Here is a 16823-nt window from a genome sequence, read left to right as displayed (position 1 = left end):
TTTTATTGTATCGCCTTGCTAAGAGATAGTCAAGAATTGACTTTATGGTATAATAGAACGTGGTTTAAGATTTTAAAAATCTTAATAAAACAAGAATAAATAGAGTATCAAACACAAGCAAATAAAGCTTACTATGAAAGGATAAATATCTTAATGGCTACTATTCAATGGTTGAATGGGAGCCATGTGGAATTGCAAAATCAAAAAATAGGAAATATAGCCCAAAAGCCTTGATTTATCAGGGCTTTTACTATTTTTTTCTTTGGTAAGTAATTGTAGTGTTTAGCAATAATACGCAAAAATAATCAATTTTTGGTGCCTAGTTTGGTGCCTAGAATTTCACGAAAACATTTTAATAAGTGTTCTCGTTTTTTTATTTTCAGGAGGAAAATCATGCAAAAGGATGAAGAATCATCACGACAAATTATGATGTGTCATCTTATGGCTATCATGAGAATTGATATCGAGAAAGCAAAGAGGATTGTTGTTGAAATGGAAGAGTCTGGTTTAATCCAGTTTGATGACATGGGGAATGTTGGTTTGTTAGTGTTGGAGGGACAATCATGAAACGTATCACCGTAAATCACTATCAAACGTCAGAGCGTTACTATAAGCTCCCAAAACTCTTGTTTGAGAGTGAGCGCTACAAGGACATGAAACTTGAGGTTAAGGTTGCTTATGCTGTTCTCAAAGATCGCTTGGAATTGTCATTAAGTAGAGGATGGATAGATGAAGATGGGGCCATTTATTTGGTCTATTCTAACTCCAAACTCATGGCACTACTTGGCTGTTCCAAGTCAAAATTACTGACGATTAAGAAAACCTTACGAGAGTATGGTTTGATAGATGAAGTCCAACAGTCTTCCAGTGAAAAAGGACGTTTGGCGAATAAAATTTACTTAGGGGAGTTGGAACATGAACGCTACCCCAGGCTCAAATTCAGACGGGGGTAGTGTTCAAAAAATACCAGGGGGGTATCAAAATCAGCTGGGGCCAGTCTTAAATTCAGCCACTAGTGAGACTGAAGTTAGTGAGACTAATATGAGTGAAACTAAAGAGAGTGAGTCAGTCATTGAGGACGAGGAGGAGAAAGAAAGTCTAACAAGTAAGAAAAGTGACAATGACTATTTTCAACGTAAAGTAGACCGAGTCACAAGATACGACAAAGATTATATTTGGGGTTTGGTTCATGACCAGTTGAGACAAGTTGGTCTTTCACAGGCCGCAAGTGATTATGCCTTGATTTATTTTGATCATCGGTATCAGTACGCTTTAGAGAATATGAGGTTTGCGGATAAATTAGAAACGATAGCTGAATACGTCTTTAATGGCGTCTTATCCGAATGGACCAAGGTCCAACGCTTAAAAGAATTAAAAGAGGGTGAGTAAGATGTTTTGGTGGATATTATTAGGTATTTGGGGATTAGGAATGATTTGGTTTATTTTTGAACTTATCACTGCCCCAGAAATGGAAGATCATTGTTAAGAAAGGACGTTACGCAAGAAGTAAGGTCCTTTTTAATTTTGTCAGAAAGGAATGAGAGACATGAAGTTTTTAGATTTGTTTGCAGGAATTGGAGGTTTTCGACTGGGGCTAACCCGTCAGGGCCATGAGTGTATTGGCTTTTGTGAGATTGACAAGTTTGCGAGGAAATCTTACAAGGCCATCTATGAGACCGAAGGAGAAATAGAATTTCATGATATTAGACAAGTCACAGACCAAGACTTTAGACAACTTAGAGGGCAAGTGGACATCATCTGTGGGGGATTGCATTTTCACTCGCAGGCAGATGATTGGGATTTGAGGATACTAGGGGAACTTTGTTCTTTGAGATTGCTCGAGCGCCCAAACAGATCCAACCACGTTTTTTATTTCTCGAAAATGTCAAGGGCTTACTTAGTCACGACAAGGGAGAGACATTTCGAACAATCCTCATAGTAATAAAGAGAAAGGACGATTTGAATGAGCTATTCAAAACTTTTAAAAGAAATCATGTACGATGAAGATAATATTTCATATACAGAAAGAGGGATAAAACCACTTTTTTCTGCTCCAGAGACTGCTCAAATTATAATCATAGCACAAGCACCGGGTATTCGTGCTCAAGAGTTAGGTATATTTTTTAATGATTTAAGCGGCAATAAGCTTCGTGAATGGTTAGGTATTGATAGAGAATGTTTTTATGATTCTGGATATTTTGCAGTGGTCCCAATGGATTATTATTTTCCTGGAAAAGGTAAAACGGGGGACTTACCTCCAAGAAAAGGATTTGCAGAAAAATGGCATAAGAAAACATTAGATCTCATGCCAAATAAACAATTAATACTTTTGATTGGCACCTATGCTCAACGATATTACTTAAAACAGAGATCGACGGAGAAATTAACCAATACTGTAAAGAATTTCGATAGATATCTACCTGAATTTTTCCCCCTTGTGCACCCTTCGCCACGTAATAATATTTGGCAGTCTAAAAATCCTTGGTTTCTAGATCAGGTTATTCCTGCTTTGCAGGAACGTGTTAAAGCAATTCTTAAATAAAGATTCAGAAATATACAGAAGATCGTTTTTAAACAATCTACCAGGAATGGTAGGTTTTTTTATAGTCAAAATTTTTAGAAATAACACTATCGTAACCGAAGAGAATTATATAAATATAAGTCTATGATTAATATCATTAAATCAATTGAACATAGTTAGATGTATTTGAAACAATCTAGACATTCTAGTATTTTTAAAACTTGATATAAATCAATTCTTATATTTTTATACTCATTTATACTAGAGACAATAAGGGAGGTAGAAATCATGCAAAAATGGTTATCAGGTTATCGAAATTGGTTGACAGCAATAACTGGTGCTCTTATTATTCTTGCATTTTCATCCAAATGGGTTTTTAGTAGTGAGCAGCGATCAGCTTATCTACTGTTTGTAGCTTCATTAGTTGGCGGTTTACCAATTTTTGTTCAAGCCTATCAAGCTCTTAGAGTTAAGGTCATTAGCATCGATCTCTTAGTAACTCTTGCTATTTTAGGGGCATTTGTTATTAAAGAGTTTGAAGAATCAGCTATTGTAGCTTTTCTCTTCTTGTTCGGTGCATACTTAGAACAAAGAACATTAGCCAAGACACGTTCTGCGATTAAGAATCTTGTCGAGTTGGCGCCAGAGACTGCATTTCGGAAAGCACACAATAGTGACTTTGAAGAGGTGTCGGTTGAAGAAGTTGAAGAAGGTGACATTCTTATAGTAAAAACAGGTGGTAAGATCCCAGTTGATGGTGAAGTTATATTTGGTGTTGGTACCACAAATGAATCTAGCATAACAGGTGAGCCTATTCCAGTCTCTAAAGGTCTAGGAGATAAAGTTTTTGCTGGTACTATTCTCGAAAATGGGACCATACAACTTCGTACTGATAAAATTGGAGAAGACACAACTTTTGGGAAAATTATTGAATTAGTCGAAGAAGCACAAGACTCCAAATCAAAAGCTGAGAGATTTATTGACCAATTTTCAAAATACTATACACCTGCAGTTTTGGTGCTTGCTATTCTCGTTTGGCTTATTAGTCGCAATATTGAGTTAGCCGTTACTATTTTGGTTCTCGGATGTCCTGGTGCATTGGTTATTGGGGTACCAGTTTCAAATGTGTCAGGGATTGGAAATGGCGCACGACATGGTATTTTATTTAAGGGTAGTGATGTCATTACAAACTTTAGTAAAGTTGATACAATGCTATTTGATAAAACAGGAACATTAACTTATGGTAACCCTCAGGTTGCACAGACAATCTACTATAGCAGTGATAGGAGTCTTGCTGAGAGCTTACTGGCTAGTGTTGAGAGAGAATCAGATCATCCGCTCGCGAAAGCAATTGTGAAAAATTACTCAGGTTCTTTAGTAGAGGTAATTGACTCAACAGAGGTCGTTCAAGGTGGGGGAGTTGTTGCTCATATTCAAAATCACCAAGTTCTCGTAGGGAACTCTTATTTGATGAATCAATATAATATTCCTTTCACTAACCAGATGAAGAGCGACACAGCAGGGATGGAAGCAGAAGGGAATTCAATTGTCCTAACTGCTATTGATGGACAAATAGCTCTTATTGTAGGGATTCGCGACCAGATTAGACAAGGAGTCAAGGAGGATTTAGAGACGCTTAAGAATATGGGAGTAAAAAATCTCATTCTATTGTCTGGAGATAATCAAGGCACAGTTGATTTAGTTGCTAGTCAGTTAGGCTTAACCGAGGCTTATGGTCATCTACTACCAGAAGACAAGGCAGAATTTGTGAGAAAACGTCAGGCAAGTGGAGAAATAGTAGCATTTGTCGGAGATGGTATTAATGATAGCCCATCATTGGCCTTGGCAGATATTGGAATTGCCATGGGAAACGGTACAGATGTTGCCATTGAAACTTCAAATGTTGTTTTAATGAATTCGGATTTTCACAGAATCCCTCATGCGATCGGATTGGCTAAAGCTACACGACATAATATGATTGAAAATATCTTCATTTCATTGCTAGTCGTAGTAGTTCTTCTTATCAGCGTTCTCTCAAGTTCGTGGATGAATATGGCTATTGGCATGTTTGTTCATGAAGGTAGCATTCTCCTAGTTATTTTGAATGCTATGAGGCTTTTAAAATATAAAAGAAAATAGAGATTCTTGATATAAATCAATTTTTTATTCTAAATATCGTACTATACTAAAGATATAATAAGGAAAGGAAGTAAAGATGATGAAAAAAGCTATACTACAGCTTGAAACACTGGCTTGTCCAACATGTATGCAAAAAATTGAGGGAGCCATTAAAAGTGTGGCAGGTGTTGATAAAGACAGTGTTAAGGTTCTCTTCAACGCTAGCAAGGCAAAAGCAAATTTTGATACAAGTCTGACAAATATTGAAGAAATTGCGAATGCAGTACGAGCAATTGGCTATGATGTTCTAAAAGCATCAGAAAAATAATAGGGGGGAAGTTGTAATGTTAAAACAATTTTTTGAAGCAAATGATGAGATGCTTGATTTATATACTAATGCTATCACAAAAGCTCATGGGAAAAATCATCCAGAAGTTTTTGAAGTTCGCAAACTTTATGAAACAATTCAGCATAAAATTCAGGGCAATAATATGGACCTATCAAATGAATTTTCGGAACTGAGGGGTGTTACAAACGATTTTGCAATTCCAGATGATGTTTGTGAGACATTTACTAAAACCTATCAGCTCTTAAAACAATTTGTCGAATTATCTCAAGAGTAGGTTTCGTCAATTAGAAAGAGGTTATCCATGGTTCAACATCTTTGCGTGACACTTGTACCATTATTTAATTATCTGTCAGAAGATGAGCAGATTGAGATCAATCAATTGGCGAGACACCAACAATTTAAAAAAAATGAGATTATTTTCAAACCAGGAGATGAAAAACTAGATATTGTAGCTCGTGGAAGTATGAAAGTCTATCAACTGTCTCCGAATGGTAAGGAACAACTTTTACGAGTTGTTGAACCGGGTAGCTATGAGGGTGAAAATCAGTTGTTTGGTATAAAAAACGAGACACTTTTTGGTGAAGCTCTCGAAACAACTGAAATTTGTAGCTTGAGTAAACAAGCTTTTAATCACGTGATGCTTAGGAACCCACAGATTGCTCTTAAACTATTTGAGTTGAGTGCTCAAAAAATGGTTCAAGTGGAGAAACAAGCTCAGTTTCTATCTATGGAGCGTGTTGAGGAACGCTTAGCAACTTATCTTTTAGATTTATCAAAGGTGAATGGTTGTCATCAAATCAGCCTACCTATGAAAATGAAGGACATTGCTCAATATTTAGGAACGACTCCAGAAACTCTTTCTAGAAAGTTTAAGTACCTTGAGAATAATGGTTATATTGAACGGTCAGGAAGAAAAATTAGTATCCTCGATGGGGATGAACTACTTGATTTATGAAGTATGAAGTATAATGATAGGAAATCTTAGTATACATAATAGATTCTCTTGCAAACAATATATTAATTGTGATAAAATAAATTAATTCTTACCAAGTTTTAGATCATTCATAGTTATTTATCTGAATTTTGTGAGGTGGAATAAAAATAGTGGAGGATAAAGTATGTCTCAAATAGATAGAAATCTTCGTCATCGCTCAAGTATCTATGATAGTATGGTAAAATCGCCTAACCGTGCTATGCTAAGAGCTACTGGCATGACGGATGATAGTTTTGAAAAGCCTATTGTTGGGGTTATCTCAACTTGGGCTGAGAACACGCCATGTAATATCCACTTGCACGGTTTTGGTCAAATTGCCAAAGAGGGTGTCAAAGATGCGGGTGCCTGGCCAGTTCAATTTGGTACAATTACTGTTGCAGATGGTATTGCCATGGGGACACCAGGGATGCGTTTCTCATTGACATCTCGTGATATTATTGCTGACTCAATCGAAGCTGCTATGGGTGGTCACAATGTCGATGCCTTTGTTGCTATTGGTGGCTGTGATAAGAACATGCCAGGTTCAATGATTGCCATTGCCAATATGGATATCCCAGCTATTTTTGCTTACGGTGGTACTATTGCACCGGGTAATCTTAACGGTAAGGATATCGACTTGGTTTCTGTTTTCGAGGGTATCGGTAAATGGAACCACGGAGATATGACTGCCGAAGAGGTAAAAAATCTTGAATGTAATGCCTGCCCTGGCCCTGGTGGTTGTGGTGGTATGTATACTGCTAACACAATGGCAACAGCAATTGAGGTTATGGGGATGAGCCTTCCAGGATCATCATCTCACCCTGCAGAATCAGCTGAGAAGAAGGCTGATATCGAAGAAGCAGGTCGTGCAGTTGTGAAAATGCTAGAAATGGGACTTAAACCATCAGATATCTTGACACGTGAAGCCTTTGAAGATGCCATCACAGTTATAATGGCGCTTGGCGGTTCAACAAATGCCACTCTTCACTTGCTTGCTATCGCTCATGCGGCTAACGTTGATTTGACGCTTGAAGACTTCAACGATTTCCAAGAGCGCGTGCCTCACTTGGCTGACTTGAAGCCTTCAGGTAAATATGTCTTCCAAGACCTTTACAATGTTGGTGGTGTGCCAGCGGTTATGCGCTACCTCTTGGCTAACGGATTCCTCCACGGAGACCGTATCACATGTACAGGTAAAACAGTAGCTGAAAATTTAGAAAACTTTGCTGATTTGACACCAGGTCAAAAAGTTATCATGCCACTTGAAAATCCTAAACGTGCCGATGGTCCATTGATTATCTTGAAAGGTAACTTGGCTCCTGAAGGTGCCGTAGCTAAGGTTTCAGGTGTTAAGGTTCGTAACCATACGGGTCCTGCTAAGGTCTTTGACTCAGAAGAAGCTGCTATCGATGCGGTACTTTCAGATGACATCGTGGACGGCGACGTTGTTGTTGTCCGTTATGTAGGTCCTAAAGGTGGACCAGGTATGCCAGAAATGCTTTCCCTTTCTTCTATGATTGTTGGTAAGGGTCAAGGTGACAAGGTTGCCCTCTTGACTGATGGACGTTTCTCAGGTGGTACCTATGGCTTAGTCGTTGGACACATTGCTCCTGAAGCTCAGGATGGCGGTCCTATCGCCTATCTCCAAACTGGTGATATGGTAACAGTTGACCAAGATACCAAAGAAATCACCATGCATGTTTCTGATGAAGAAATAGCAGCCCGCAAGGAAACGACTGTCATTCCTCCACTATTCAGTCGTGGAGTTCTGGGTAAATATGCTCATATTGTATCTTCTGCCTCTAAGGGTGCTGTGACAGATTTTTGGAATATGGATCGTAGCGGTAAATCATAAATAGTCAGTATTTTGTCTCTTAATTAATACTCTCAGTAAACAATAAGACTTATAATGCTATTAATATTTTTATAGTCATTAATGATTCATTGTAATGGAGAGATGCATGCTCAAAAGTTTAAAGAAATATCTTCCTTACCAGGGGATGAAATATATCAAGCCAGAAAAAGCAGGGAACCTTACAGAAACAATGAGTAATCTACGACAATTAGCACAGTCTTCGAGGAATGAGTTTACCCTTTTAAGTCAATCTTTAGCTGAACGGGTAGGTCCTTTTAGAGCAGAGCGGGTTAGTCAGTGGATGAATCAAGCTCAGTATTGTCGACCGCATTTTTGGTGTTATTATCGTCTACCATCTAATCATCCTGATGATGTTGCAATGGCAATACGTCTCTTTGGCAACTATAATCATTTTGGAATTTCTGTAGAAGTAAGTTTTATTGAAAGGAAAAGGTCTGAAGAAAGCTTAAGGAAGCAAAATAAGGTACTTAGTATTCCAATTTCTTCACCCTTGTACTACATTGTACAGAAAGATGGTACTAGTTCTAAGATTGAAGGAACTGAAGAGAATCGTCAAATGTTAATCCAGAGTGTTAACAATGCCCAGGTTAGAAAGGTTCTAGTGAAAAAAGATGTAATTTATGATGATACACAAACAATGGAACAATTTCTTGATAAATTGTATAAAGCTTTCAATGAACTTTTACCTTATTATGAGGTAACAAAAAAATAAAAAAAGGTAGATATGCGTGTTAATTCGCATATCTACCTTTTTATTATTTTCGAGATTACCAAGGACTGATACGCAGTGCAATTCGTCCGAATCGGCTGATACGAGTCATTTTCCAAGCGGGATTATAGGTGACAATAACTTCAGCTGAGGCAACTTCAGGAATTTCTTTGATTTTATCAGCAACCTCAATTGGCAACGTGTCAGCACAGCCACAGTTAGTTTCTGTAAAAGTCATAACAAGCCTACAATGTCCTGTTTCATTGATATTAATTTCATAGACTAAGCCCAAATTATAAATATCTAGTTCTAATTCTGGATCAATGACGGTCAGTAATTTTGCTTTGATTTGAGGAGCTAATACTTTTGCTCTCTCATTTAATCTTATATCTTCGCGCATAAGAAACCTTTCTAAAGTATAAATGTTAATGTGATTGGTAAGTTAATTATAAGAAATCGAACTCTTCCCAAAATGATTTTAATAGCTGGATTTTTTTACCTTTTCTATTTATTAATCCTTTTTCTTGAAATACTTTTAGTTTCCGGGAGATAGACTCTGGGCTAGTAGCTAAATAACTTGCTAATTCCTTCATTGAGACTGGCACTGTCACCGTCTCATTGTCAATAATAGTTGGCAAAGAAGACAATTGACTTAGATAAGAGGCTAAGCGATCCTCGATATGATCAATTGCTAAAAGCTGAAGCTGCTTTTCGACTTCTAAGGACTTTAGTGCATTTAATTGAAGTAATTTACATCCAAGTTGAGGGTATAGCTCAATTAGCTTATTGAAGTCAGATTTAAAAAGGATACAGACTTTGGTTTCTTTTATAGCTTCTGCATAAAGAGTTTCATTAGTAAGACCAAAGAGATAATTTTCTCCATCGTACTCACCTTCTCTTACAATACGTATGAGCTGTTCTTTACCTGTTCTGCTTAATTTATAAATTCGCATAGCCCCAACGGAAACAATAGATAATTGTTCTTGACTGTCAGGAGAAAATACTATCTCCCCTTTTTGAAATGTTTTGTGATGTAATAGATTTTGAACACCGCTTTGTTCATCCTTGGCAAGGTTACTAAAAAGTGGAACTCTATGAACACACCCTATATTAGCCATATCTTTTATCTCTCTAAAAATAATAAATAATTTCAAAAAAACTTGACTATTGTCAATTTTTTTTAGTTAGGGATTATATATAATATAAATACCATATATAGTATTCAATGTAACAACAAAACACCATATATAGATATTATACACAATAGGAGAACAAAATGCAAACTATCCAAGTATACTACATCAGTCTAAGTGGAAATACAACTAGTTTTCTCGAAAGGCTGGATAGATACCTACAAAAAGAATTTCAAGAAAGCCTGAATTATATAAATGTAAAAGACTTGGTCAATAGTGGTGAACCTTCGACATTCAAAATTAATGATCCCTATTTTGCATTTCTGCCTGCCTATCTTGAAGGGGGGAATGGTCTTGATACGGGGGATGTTGAAATTTTAACGACTCCATTGCGTAGGCTTATAGCTCATAAAGATAATAGCAAACACTGTCTTGGAATTATTGGGAGTGGGAATCGAAATTTTAATAAACAATTCTGTCTTACAGCTCATCAATATTCTGAAGAATTTGGTTTTCCTGTGCTAGATGAATTTGAGTTGAGAGGCACTGAGGAAGACATAAAACGAATTGCTCATAGATTAAATATGAGAATGATAGAGTGGAGATATAGTTCAGAACTTGTTTCATATAGGCGGTTGCCAAACATGACAGCAACTACAATTCTGCATGCTTTACGTCATAGACATAATACCAAGAGTGGGACTTGGGGAAAGATGACAATTCTTTCGGGAGAATTGAAGTTTTATGAGCTAAAAGAAGACGGACAAGTTATTGCAGAACATGTTTTTAATTGTGAAAATCAACCTCCATTTGTTGAACCACAAGCCTGGCATAAGATTAATCCTCTTTCTGAAGATCTTGAATTCTATATTGAGTTCTACTGTAAAAAAGAGGATTTATTAGCTAAACAGTCAGAATATTCCCCACTTGGTGGAGCAAGAATATAAATAAGAAAAGGAAAAATTAAATGACACAAGATTACTTTATTCTTAACAATATGTTAAATGTACCAGTGGAAGGGCAGATTCCCTTGCACTACGACAAAGAAGCGCTATACGAATATTTAAATACCGAAATTAAAAATAATTTGAAGTCCTTCGATAACATTGATGCAAAACTAAATTATCTTATCGCACATGATTATATTGAAGAAAGTATCATTGATTCTTATGGTAAAAATAGCAGAGCATTTGTTAAGGAACTCTTTGATTTTGCCTATAACTACGGATTCGAGTTTAAGAGTTTCATGGCAGCTTATAAATTCTATAATCAGTATGCAATGAAAACGAATGATTCGAAATATTATTTAGAAAACTTTGAGGATCGTGCTGTATTTAATGCTTTGTATCTTGCGAATGGGGATAGGAATCTTGCTCATAAGATACTAGAAGAACTTATTTCCCAAAGATATCAACCTGCAACACCAACATTTCTAAACGCAGGTAAGAAGAGGCGGGGAGAAATGGTTTCATGTTTTCTTATTGATATTGAAGATTCTATGCTATCGATTGGTCGGAATATTAATTCAGCTTTACAGCTTTCTAGAATAGGTGGAGGCGTAGGGGTTAATCTATCCAATCTACGTGCAACAGGATCCCCTATAAAAGAAATTGAGAATGCTTCTTCGGGTGTGCTGCCTGTTATGAAATTACTGGAAGATTCATTTTCCTATAGTAATCAACTAGGACAACGAAATGGTGCAGGAGTAGTGTATCTTAATGTTTTTCACCAAGATATTCTGGAATTTTTATCTACTAAAAAAGAAAATGCAGATGAGAAAATTCGAGTTAAGACATTATCGCTAGGATTAGTAGTACCTGACAAATATTATGAGCTGCTTAAAACAAATGAACCAATGTATCTTTTTAATCCTTATCACGTTGAGCGAGTTTATGGTATCCCGTTTTCTTATGTTGATCTGACGAAAGAGTACGATACTATGGTGGATAATGATGAAATAGAAAAAACTGTAATTAATGCTCGTGAATTAGAACAGGAAATTTCACGTTTACAACAAGAATCTGGTTATCCATATATTTTAAATATTGATACAGCTAATCGAACTAATCCTGTAAAAGGAAAAATTATTATGAGTAATCTTTGCTCAGAAATCCTTCAACCACAAGAACCGTCTATATTAAATCCAGATTTAAGTTATAAAAAGGTGGGGACCGATATTTCTTGCAACCTTGGTTCAATGAATATGGTAAATCTTATAAAATCTAAAGATTTTGGAAAGTCTATAGAATATGCGATTCGGGCGCTTACCACTGTTACTGATCGGGGTGCAATCAGTGAAGTTCCAACTGTGGCTAATGGAAATTCGCTCTATCATACAATTGGGCTTGGTGCAATGGGACTTCATACAGTTTTAGCTCTTAATGGTATTGACTATGAATCTGATGAAGCTTTAGAATTTGTAGATGCTTTCTTTCTGGCTATGAACTATTACTCTTTAAAGGCCAGTCACCAAATTGCAGTGGAAAAGAACGAAACTTTTCATGATTTTGAAAACTCTCGCTATGCTGATGGAAGCCATTTTGATTATTATCTAGCGAAGGAATTTCATTTTACATCTGAAAAAGTGGCAAAGATATTTGAAAATATCTTATTACCGACAATTGAAGATTGGCAGTTATTAAAAGAAGATGTCATGAAAGATGGTCTCTACCATCGAAATAGACTAGCTATTGCTCCTAATGGTTCTATTTCTTATATCAATGAGACTAGTGCATCTCTTCACCCAATTACTCAATTAATTGAAAATCGTCAAGAGAAAAAAGTTGGTTCAATCTTTTATCCTGCTCCATACTTGTCGAATAAAACACTTAAATATTATAAGACAGCTTACAACATGGATCAACGAAAAATTATTGATATCTACGCTAAAGCTCAGCAACATATTGATCAAGGAATGAGCTTGACACTCTTCATGCGTTCTGTATTACCTGAAGGTATCTATGAGTGGAAGAAGCAAGGAAGTTCAAAATTAACAACTCGAGACTTAAATCGTCTTCGTAATTATGCTTGGACAAAAGGGATTAAGTCACTCTACTATGTTCGGACATATACGGAAGATGACGAATTCAATAGTGTAAATAATTGTGAATCTTGTATGATTTAAGGAGGTACCATGTCAAAAAACTATTTATATTATAGAGCCATTAACTGGAATGTTGTCGAGGATGAATTTGACAATGCAGTATGGGAAAGAGCTACATCACTGTTTTGGTTGGATACCCGGATTCCAATTGAAAATGATTTTACGAATTGGGTAAAGCTTAATTTGGAGGAACAAGAACAATTAAAGCGTTTACTGATACTTTTAACGAATTTGTCTACTAATCAGTCCATAGAGGTAGGTGAAATTGTTCGAAATGGTAAGTGTTCGCAACAAGAAGTTGCTATTTTAAATAATATTCAATTTATCGAGATGGTCAATACCAAAGCTTATAATCGAATATTGCTCACCTTTGATAAAGAGATTAATCTTAAAAAGTCATTTGAGTGGGTTGACAATGAATCACGTGTACTGGAATATTTGAATGATATTAATACTGTTTATAGAGAATCGAGTCTAGTTAAAAAAAGGTTCATAGCGCTATGTATAGAAGGTCTCCTGAACTATGCTTATCTTGCATACCTTTTTGAGTTATGGATTAATAAAGAATTTAATAACCTCGGAAGTATGTTGGAGATGATTATCCGTAATGAGTCCTTGCATTGCTTTTATTTTAGTCATAAGATAAAGCTTCTACTAAAAGAATCAGACCTGCAAGAGGTTGAACGCTTCAAAGCATGGGGTTATGAAACTGTCAACCACTTTGTAAAGTTGGGGATTAATTTAATTGGTGACTTTTATTATTTGAAGGAGAGTAAAATAATCGCTAAAAACTTAATATTGCAGGAAGCTAATAATATTCTCATGGGGATTGGATTGAAAGAGCAATTTAATTTTAATGCTGAGGTGTTGAAAGGAATAAATTTTCGGTTAAATAACTTACGCAGGCATCATTTATCCATCTCTAGTAACAAATCAGCTTCAACCGATGAAGAGATTATGGAAGAATCTGATTACGAGTTCTAGAGGAGAATATGTAATATAGGGATATAGGCTTAATTTGGTAATTAAACTAGAAATTAGGATTAGTGTCATTGATTTGGAATTAGTCTATGATACATATTTTTAAGGAAAAGGGGTGATAGATACCGTTATCATATTAATGAAAAAGGATAACAATAGATTGATCAATCTTATTACTGACTAGATATATATCGTATTAAAATCAATAATAGTGGTTTCAAGTCTTTATGATTAAGTAGGGGGAGGAACTTGCTTAGTAATTAGAAGGATAAGTTATTATGCATAAATTGCATTAGAGACTTGTTAGAAAAAAGTGATAATAGAGGGTAGAAATAAATAAAACTACTGTTTAAGAAAGGAATTATATTATGACAACATTTTTTGGGAAAACCGTTACAGTTTCAGCAGAGAGACAATTACATGTTGGTGATACAATGTCAGATTTTACACTAATGTCAAGTGACTTAACTCTTAAAAGTTTAAGTGATTTTGATGGGAAGAAGAAAGTTATCTCAATTGTTCCCTCACTGGAGACTGATTTATGTTCAACACAAACACGTACATTTAACAAGGAATTATCAGAACTAGAGGATACGGTTGTTATCACTGTATCAGTTGATTTACCATTTGCTCAGGCGCGGTGGTGTGGTGCTGAAGGATTAGATGTCGTTTTACTTTCTGACTATTATGATAATAGTTTTGGAAAAGCATTTGGTGTTCTCATGGATGAGTGGCATTTACTAGCTAGGGCAGTCTTGGTTCTAGATTCTCAAAATACTGTTCAATATACAGAATATCTTGAAAATATCAATGAATCTCCTAATTATGATCAGCCTATTGAGGTTGTTAAATCACTATAAGTGTGTGTTTTACGTACATCATATACTATTGATATATTGGTAATATTAATAAGTACAAAGGTAAGGGGAAAAGAATGCTAAATAAAACAATGAATTGGCAGCTTATAGAAGATGAATTAGATGAATATGTCTGGGATAAGGCAACTGCGCAGTTCTGGTTGGATACAAGGGTTCCTGTTTCGAATGACCTATTAGATTGGAGAAAACTTTCTGATATGGAAAAGGAGGTGGTGAAAAAAGCAGTTGGAGGACTTGCCTTATTGGATACGTTACAATCCGAAGAGGGCTTATATGCATTAAAGAAAAATGCAAGAACCTTAAAAGAGAGGGCTGTGTTGAGCGACTTCACCTTTATGGAATCCATCCATGCCAAAACATATGGAACTATTTTAATTTCACTTAATACATTCAAAGATATAGAAGAAATATATAATTGGATGAACAATGACCGTAGAATGCAATTTAAAGCTAGAAAGATTAATGAGATCTATCAGAACGGTACACCTATGCAGGTTAAGGTTGCAAGTGTCTTTTTAGAAGGAATATTGTATTATAGCAATTTCTTTATCCCCCTTTGGTACCGAGGTCAGAATAAATTAGCTAACTTAGCAGAACTCATTAAATTGGTTATACGAGATGAATCAGTACATGGTACATATTTAGGGTATAAGTTTAGACAGGACTTTAACGAGTTAGCCATTACTGAACAAGAAAACTTTACTAATTGGATGTATTCCTTTCTAGAGGAGCTGTTAGACAATGAGTTTGCATATACTGAAGAAGTGTATTCTGAAATCGGACTAGTGGAAGATATTAAAACATTCGTGAAGTACAATGCAAATAAATCTCTGCAGAATATGGGATTTGATATATATTTTAAAGACGCCTCAGCAAATGATGTAAATCCAATTGTAATGAATGGCATTTCTATTGAAACAGCAAATCATGATTTCTTTTCACAGGTTGGTGCAGGATATCTAATGGGAGAAGCAGAGGAAATGCTTGATGATGATTATATTTTTTAAAAGGAACAACTAAAACGAGAGCTCATTAGATGAAAACAACTAAACAACACAAAAAAGTTATCCTTGTTGGTGGCGGTGCCGTAGGTTCTCCATATGCCTTCGCTCTTATTAACCAAGGAATTGCTCAAGAACTTGGAATTATTGAAATTCCTCAACTGTTTGAAAAAGCTGTAGGCGATGCACTTGATCTTAGCCATGCACTTTCGTTTACCTCGCCTAAAAATATTTATGCTGCATAATACTCAGACTGCGCGGATGCTAACCTTGTTGTCATTACTGCGGGTGTACCTCAAAAACCGGGTGAAACCCGTCTGGATCTTGTCGACAAAAACCTTGCTGTCAACAAATCCATTGTTACTCAAGTAGTTGAGTCTGGTTTTGATGGTATTTTCCTTGTGGCTGCCAATCCGGTTGATATTTTAACTTACTCAACATGGAAATTTTCGGGTTTCCCTAAAGAACGTGTTATTGGGTCAGGGACATCACTTGATACTGCTCGATTTCGTCAAGCCCTTGCGGAAAAAATTGGAATTGATGCCCGATCTGTTCATGCTTACATAATGGGTGAACACGGTGACTCTGAGTTTGCTGTATGGTCACATGCGAATGTTGCTGGTGTGAAACTGGAACAATGGCTACAAGAGAATCGTGATATTGATGAAGAAGGGCTTGTCAGACTGTTTGAATCTGTTCGTGATGCTGCTTATTCCATCATTAACAAAAAGGGTGCTACATTTTATGGTATTGCAGTGGCGTTCGCTCGGATTACGAAAGCTATACTGAATGATGAAAATACTGTTCTTCCCTTATCTGTTTATCGGTATGGGCAATATCAAGGTGTCAAAGATGTGTTTATTGGACAGCCAGCAATTATTGGTGCTCGTGGCATTGTTCGACCGGTTAATCTGCCATTGAACGATGCTGAATTACAAAAGATGCAATCTTCTGCAGGACAAGTAAAACGAATTATTACTAATTTCTTTTAGGATAGGTATTTCTTAACATTATAAAAGTAAATTAGACTAAGAAATAATATAGAGGAACACATCTGATATATCACTGTCCACGCTGAGATAGCGTGGAATAAAAATCTATCATAGATACTAATGAAAATATTAGTTAGGATGGGGGAGAAAAATATTGAAAAGTAATGATAATTTGACAAAGGAACTTTT

15 protein-coding genes and 4 pseudogenes are annotated in these 16823 nt (G+C 36.0%); 17 read left to right on the top strand and 2 right to left on the bottom strand.

From position 1 onward, the window contains the following. The first annotated feature begins 393 nt into the window (after positions 1 to 393). The 10 genes and pseudogenes from STRINF_RS10200 to STRINF_RS05960 all read left to right on the top strand — a co-directional run bounded on the left by STRINF_RS10200 (position 394) and on the right by STRINF_RS05960 (position 8549). Positions 394 to 567: a hypothetical protein gene (locus STRINF_RS10200; protein ID WP_006532162.1), complete on the top strand. Its 174-nt coding sequence runs from the start codon at positions 394 to 396 to the stop codon at positions 565 to 567. Next, positions 564 to 1389 (top strand): annotated as a pseudogene (locus STRINF_RS06000) (replication initiator protein A). Before STRINF_RS10200 ends, STRINF_RS06000 begins: the two are co-directional and overlap by 4 nt. A 157-nt stretch (positions 1390 to 1546) precedes the next feature. Next, positions 1547 to 1944, top strand: a pseudogene (locus STRINF_RS05995) (DNA cytosine methyltransferase); the annotation flags it as partial. 19 nt (positions 1945 to 1963) lie between these two features. Then, positions 1964 to 2542 carry a uracil-DNA glycosylase family protein gene (locus tag STRINF_RS05990; RefSeq protein WP_006532158.1) on the top strand — a complete coding sequence of 193 codons (579 nt, stop codon included), beginning with the start codon at positions 1964 to 1966 and terminating at the stop codon, positions 2540 to 2542. 267 nt (positions 2543 to 2809) lie between these two features. Further along, complete coding sequence (locus STRINF_RS05985; protein WP_006532157.1) at positions 2810 to 4660, top strand: heavy metal translocating P-type ATPase; 1851 nt, start codon at positions 2810 to 2812, stop codon at positions 4658 to 4660. Between the two features lie 79 nt (positions 4661 to 4739). Then, positions 4740 to 4967: a heavy-metal-associated domain-containing protein gene (locus tag STRINF_RS05980; protein WP_039670561.1), complete on the top strand. Its 228-nt coding sequence runs from the start codon at positions 4740 to 4742 to the stop codon at positions 4965 to 4967. Positions 4968 to 4983: 16 nt separating this feature from the next. Beyond that, positions 4984 to 5262, top strand: a complete 279-nt coding sequence (locus tag STRINF_RS05975; protein WP_006532155.1) for a hypothetical protein — start codon at positions 4984 to 4986, stop codon at positions 5260 to 5262. Positions 5263 to 5289: 27 nt separating this feature from the next. Then, positions 5290 to 5943 (top strand): Crp/Fnr family transcriptional regulator, encoded by a 654-nt coding sequence (locus STRINF_RS05970; protein WP_006532154.1) that lies wholly within the window; start codon positions 5290 to 5292, stop codon positions 5941 to 5943. A gap of 163 nt (positions 5944 to 6106) precedes the next feature. Next, positions 6107 to 7816, top strand: coding sequence for a dihydroxy-acid dehydratase (ilvD, locus tag STRINF_RS05965; protein ID WP_043878374.1), 1710 nt, complete (start codon positions 6107 to 6109; stop codon positions 7814 to 7816). 106 nt (positions 7817 to 7922) lie between these two features. Next, on the top strand, positions 7923 to 8549 hold the full coding sequence (locus STRINF_RS05960; RefSeq protein ID WP_006532152.1) for an HI_0552 family protein: 627 nt from the start codon (positions 7923 to 7925) through the stop codon (positions 8547 to 8549). A 55-nt stretch (positions 8550 to 8604) separates the two neighbouring features. Here STRINF_RS05960 and STRINF_RS05955 read toward each other — a convergent pair whose 3' ends face one another. Together STRINF_RS05955 and STRINF_RS05950 are read right to left on the bottom strand one after the other, a co-directional pair. Next, positions 8605 to 8946 (bottom strand): metal-sulfur cluster assembly factor, encoded by a 342-nt coding sequence (locus STRINF_RS05955; RefSeq protein WP_006532151.1) that lies wholly within the window; start codon positions 8944 to 8946, stop codon positions 8605 to 8607. A gap of 46 nt (positions 8947 to 8992) precedes the next feature. Continuing rightward, positions 8993 to 9664, bottom strand: a complete 672-nt coding sequence (locus STRINF_RS05950) for a Crp/Fnr family transcriptional regulator (protein ID WP_043878373.1) — start codon at positions 9662 to 9664, stop codon at positions 8993 to 8995. 158 nt (positions 9665 to 9822) lie between these two features. Here STRINF_RS05950 and nrdI point away from each other — a divergent pair. The 7 genes and pseudogenes from nrdI to STRINF_RS05920 form a co-directional block, all read left to right on the top strand. Further along, a pseudogene (gene nrdI, locus STRINF_RS10815) lies at positions 9823 to 10260 on the top strand (class Ib ribonucleoside-diphosphate reductase assembly flavoprotein NrdI); the annotation flags it as partial. A gap of 3 nt (positions 10261 to 10263) precedes the next feature. Then, positions 10264 to 10626, top strand: coding sequence for a DUF1971 domain-containing protein (locus STRINF_RS10810; RefSeq protein WP_317978280.1), 363 nt, complete (start codon positions 10264 to 10266; stop codon positions 10624 to 10626). Between the two features lie 20 nt (positions 10627 to 10646). Then, a complete protein-coding gene (gene nrdE / locus STRINF_RS05940) occupies positions 10647 to 12803 on the top strand; it encodes a class 1b ribonucleoside-diphosphate reductase subunit alpha (protein ID WP_006532148.1) in 2157 nt (718 codons plus the stop codon). 9 nt (positions 12804 to 12812) lie between these two features. Then, positions 12813 to 13766 (top strand): ribonucleotide-diphosphate reductase subunit beta, encoded by a 954-nt coding sequence (locus STRINF_RS05935; RefSeq protein ID WP_006532147.1) that lies wholly within the window; start codon positions 12813 to 12815, stop codon positions 13764 to 13766. Between the two features lie 365 nt (positions 13767 to 14131). Then, entirely contained in the window at positions 14132 to 14623 is a 492-nt protein-coding gene (tpx, locus tag STRINF_RS05930; RefSeq protein WP_006532146.1) for a thiol peroxidase, read from the top strand. Positions 14624 to 14697: 74 nt separating this feature from the next. After that, complete coding sequence (gene nrdF, locus STRINF_RS05925; RefSeq protein WP_006532145.1) at positions 14698 to 15648, top strand: class 1b ribonucleoside-diphosphate reductase subunit beta; 951 nt, start codon at positions 14698 to 14700, stop codon at positions 15646 to 15648. A 29-nt stretch (positions 15649 to 15677) separates the two neighbouring features. Beyond that, positions 15678 to 16634, top strand: a pseudogene (locus STRINF_RS05920) (L-lactate dehydrogenase). Positions 16635 to 16823: the final 189 nt, after the last annotated feature.

The organism is Streptococcus infantarius subsp. infantarius ATCC BAA-102, assembly GCF_000154985.1.
Taxonomy (GTDB): Bacteria; Bacillota; Bacilli; order Lactobacillales; family Streptococcaceae; genus Streptococcus; species Streptococcus infantarius.
This window is presented reverse-complemented; position numbering and strand designations above follow the sequence as displayed.

What these genes read in the sequence shown, in the direction of transcription:
- STRINF_RS10200 (WP_006532162.1), top strand. Translation starts at nt 394, where the DNA reads ATGCAAAAGGATGAAGAATCATCACGACAAATTATGATGTGTCATCTT.
- STRINF_RS05990 (WP_006532158.1), top strand. Translation starts at nt 1,964, where the DNA reads ATGAGCTATTCAAAACTTTTAAAAGAAATCATGTACGATGAAGATAAT.
- STRINF_RS05985 (WP_006532157.1), top strand. Translation starts at nt 2,810, where the DNA reads ATGCAAAAATGGTTATCAGGTTATCGAAATTGGTTGACAGCAATAACT.
- STRINF_RS05980 (WP_039670561.1), top strand. Translation starts at nt 4,740, where the DNA reads ATGAAAAAAGCTATACTACAGCTTGAAACACTGGCTTGTCCAACATGT.
- STRINF_RS05975 (WP_006532155.1), top strand. Translation starts at nt 4,984, where the DNA reads ATGTTAAAACAATTTTTTGAAGCAAATGATGAGATGCTTGATTTATAT.
- STRINF_RS05970 (WP_006532154.1), top strand. Translation starts at nt 5,290, where the DNA reads ATGGTTCAACATCTTTGCGTGACACTTGTACCATTATTTAATTATCTG.
- ilvD (WP_043878374.1), top strand. Translation starts at nt 6,107, where the DNA reads ATGTCTCAAATAGATAGAAATCTTCGTCATCGCTCAAGTATCTATGAT.
- STRINF_RS05960 (WP_006532152.1), top strand. Translation starts at nt 7,923, where the DNA reads ATGCTCAAAAGTTTAAAGAAATATCTTCCTTACCAGGGGATGAAATAT.
- STRINF_RS05955 (WP_006532151.1), bottom strand. Translation starts at nt 8,946, where the DNA reads ATGCGCGAAGATATAAGATTAAATGAGAGAGCAAAAGTATTAGCTCCT.
- STRINF_RS05950 (WP_043878373.1), bottom strand. Translation starts at nt 9,664, where the DNA reads ATGGCTAATATAGGGTGTGTTCATAGAGTTCCACTTTTTAGTAACCTT.
- STRINF_RS10810 (WP_317978280.1), top strand. Translation starts at nt 10,264, where the DNA reads ATGAGAATGATAGAGTGGAGATATAGTTCAGAACTTGTTTCATATAGG.
- nrdE (WP_006532148.1), top strand. Translation starts at nt 10,647, where the DNA reads ATGACACAAGATTACTTTATTCTTAACAATATGTTAAATGTACCAGTG.
- STRINF_RS05935 (WP_006532147.1), top strand. Translation starts at nt 12,813, where the DNA reads ATGTCAAAAAACTATTTATATTATAGAGCCATTAACTGGAATGTTGTC.
- tpx (WP_006532146.1), top strand. Translation starts at nt 14,132, where the DNA reads ATGACAACATTTTTTGGGAAAACCGTTACAGTTTCAGCAGAGAGACAA.
- nrdF (WP_006532145.1), top strand. Translation starts at nt 14,698, where the DNA reads ATGCTAAATAAAACAATGAATTGGCAGCTTATAGAAGATGAATTAGAT.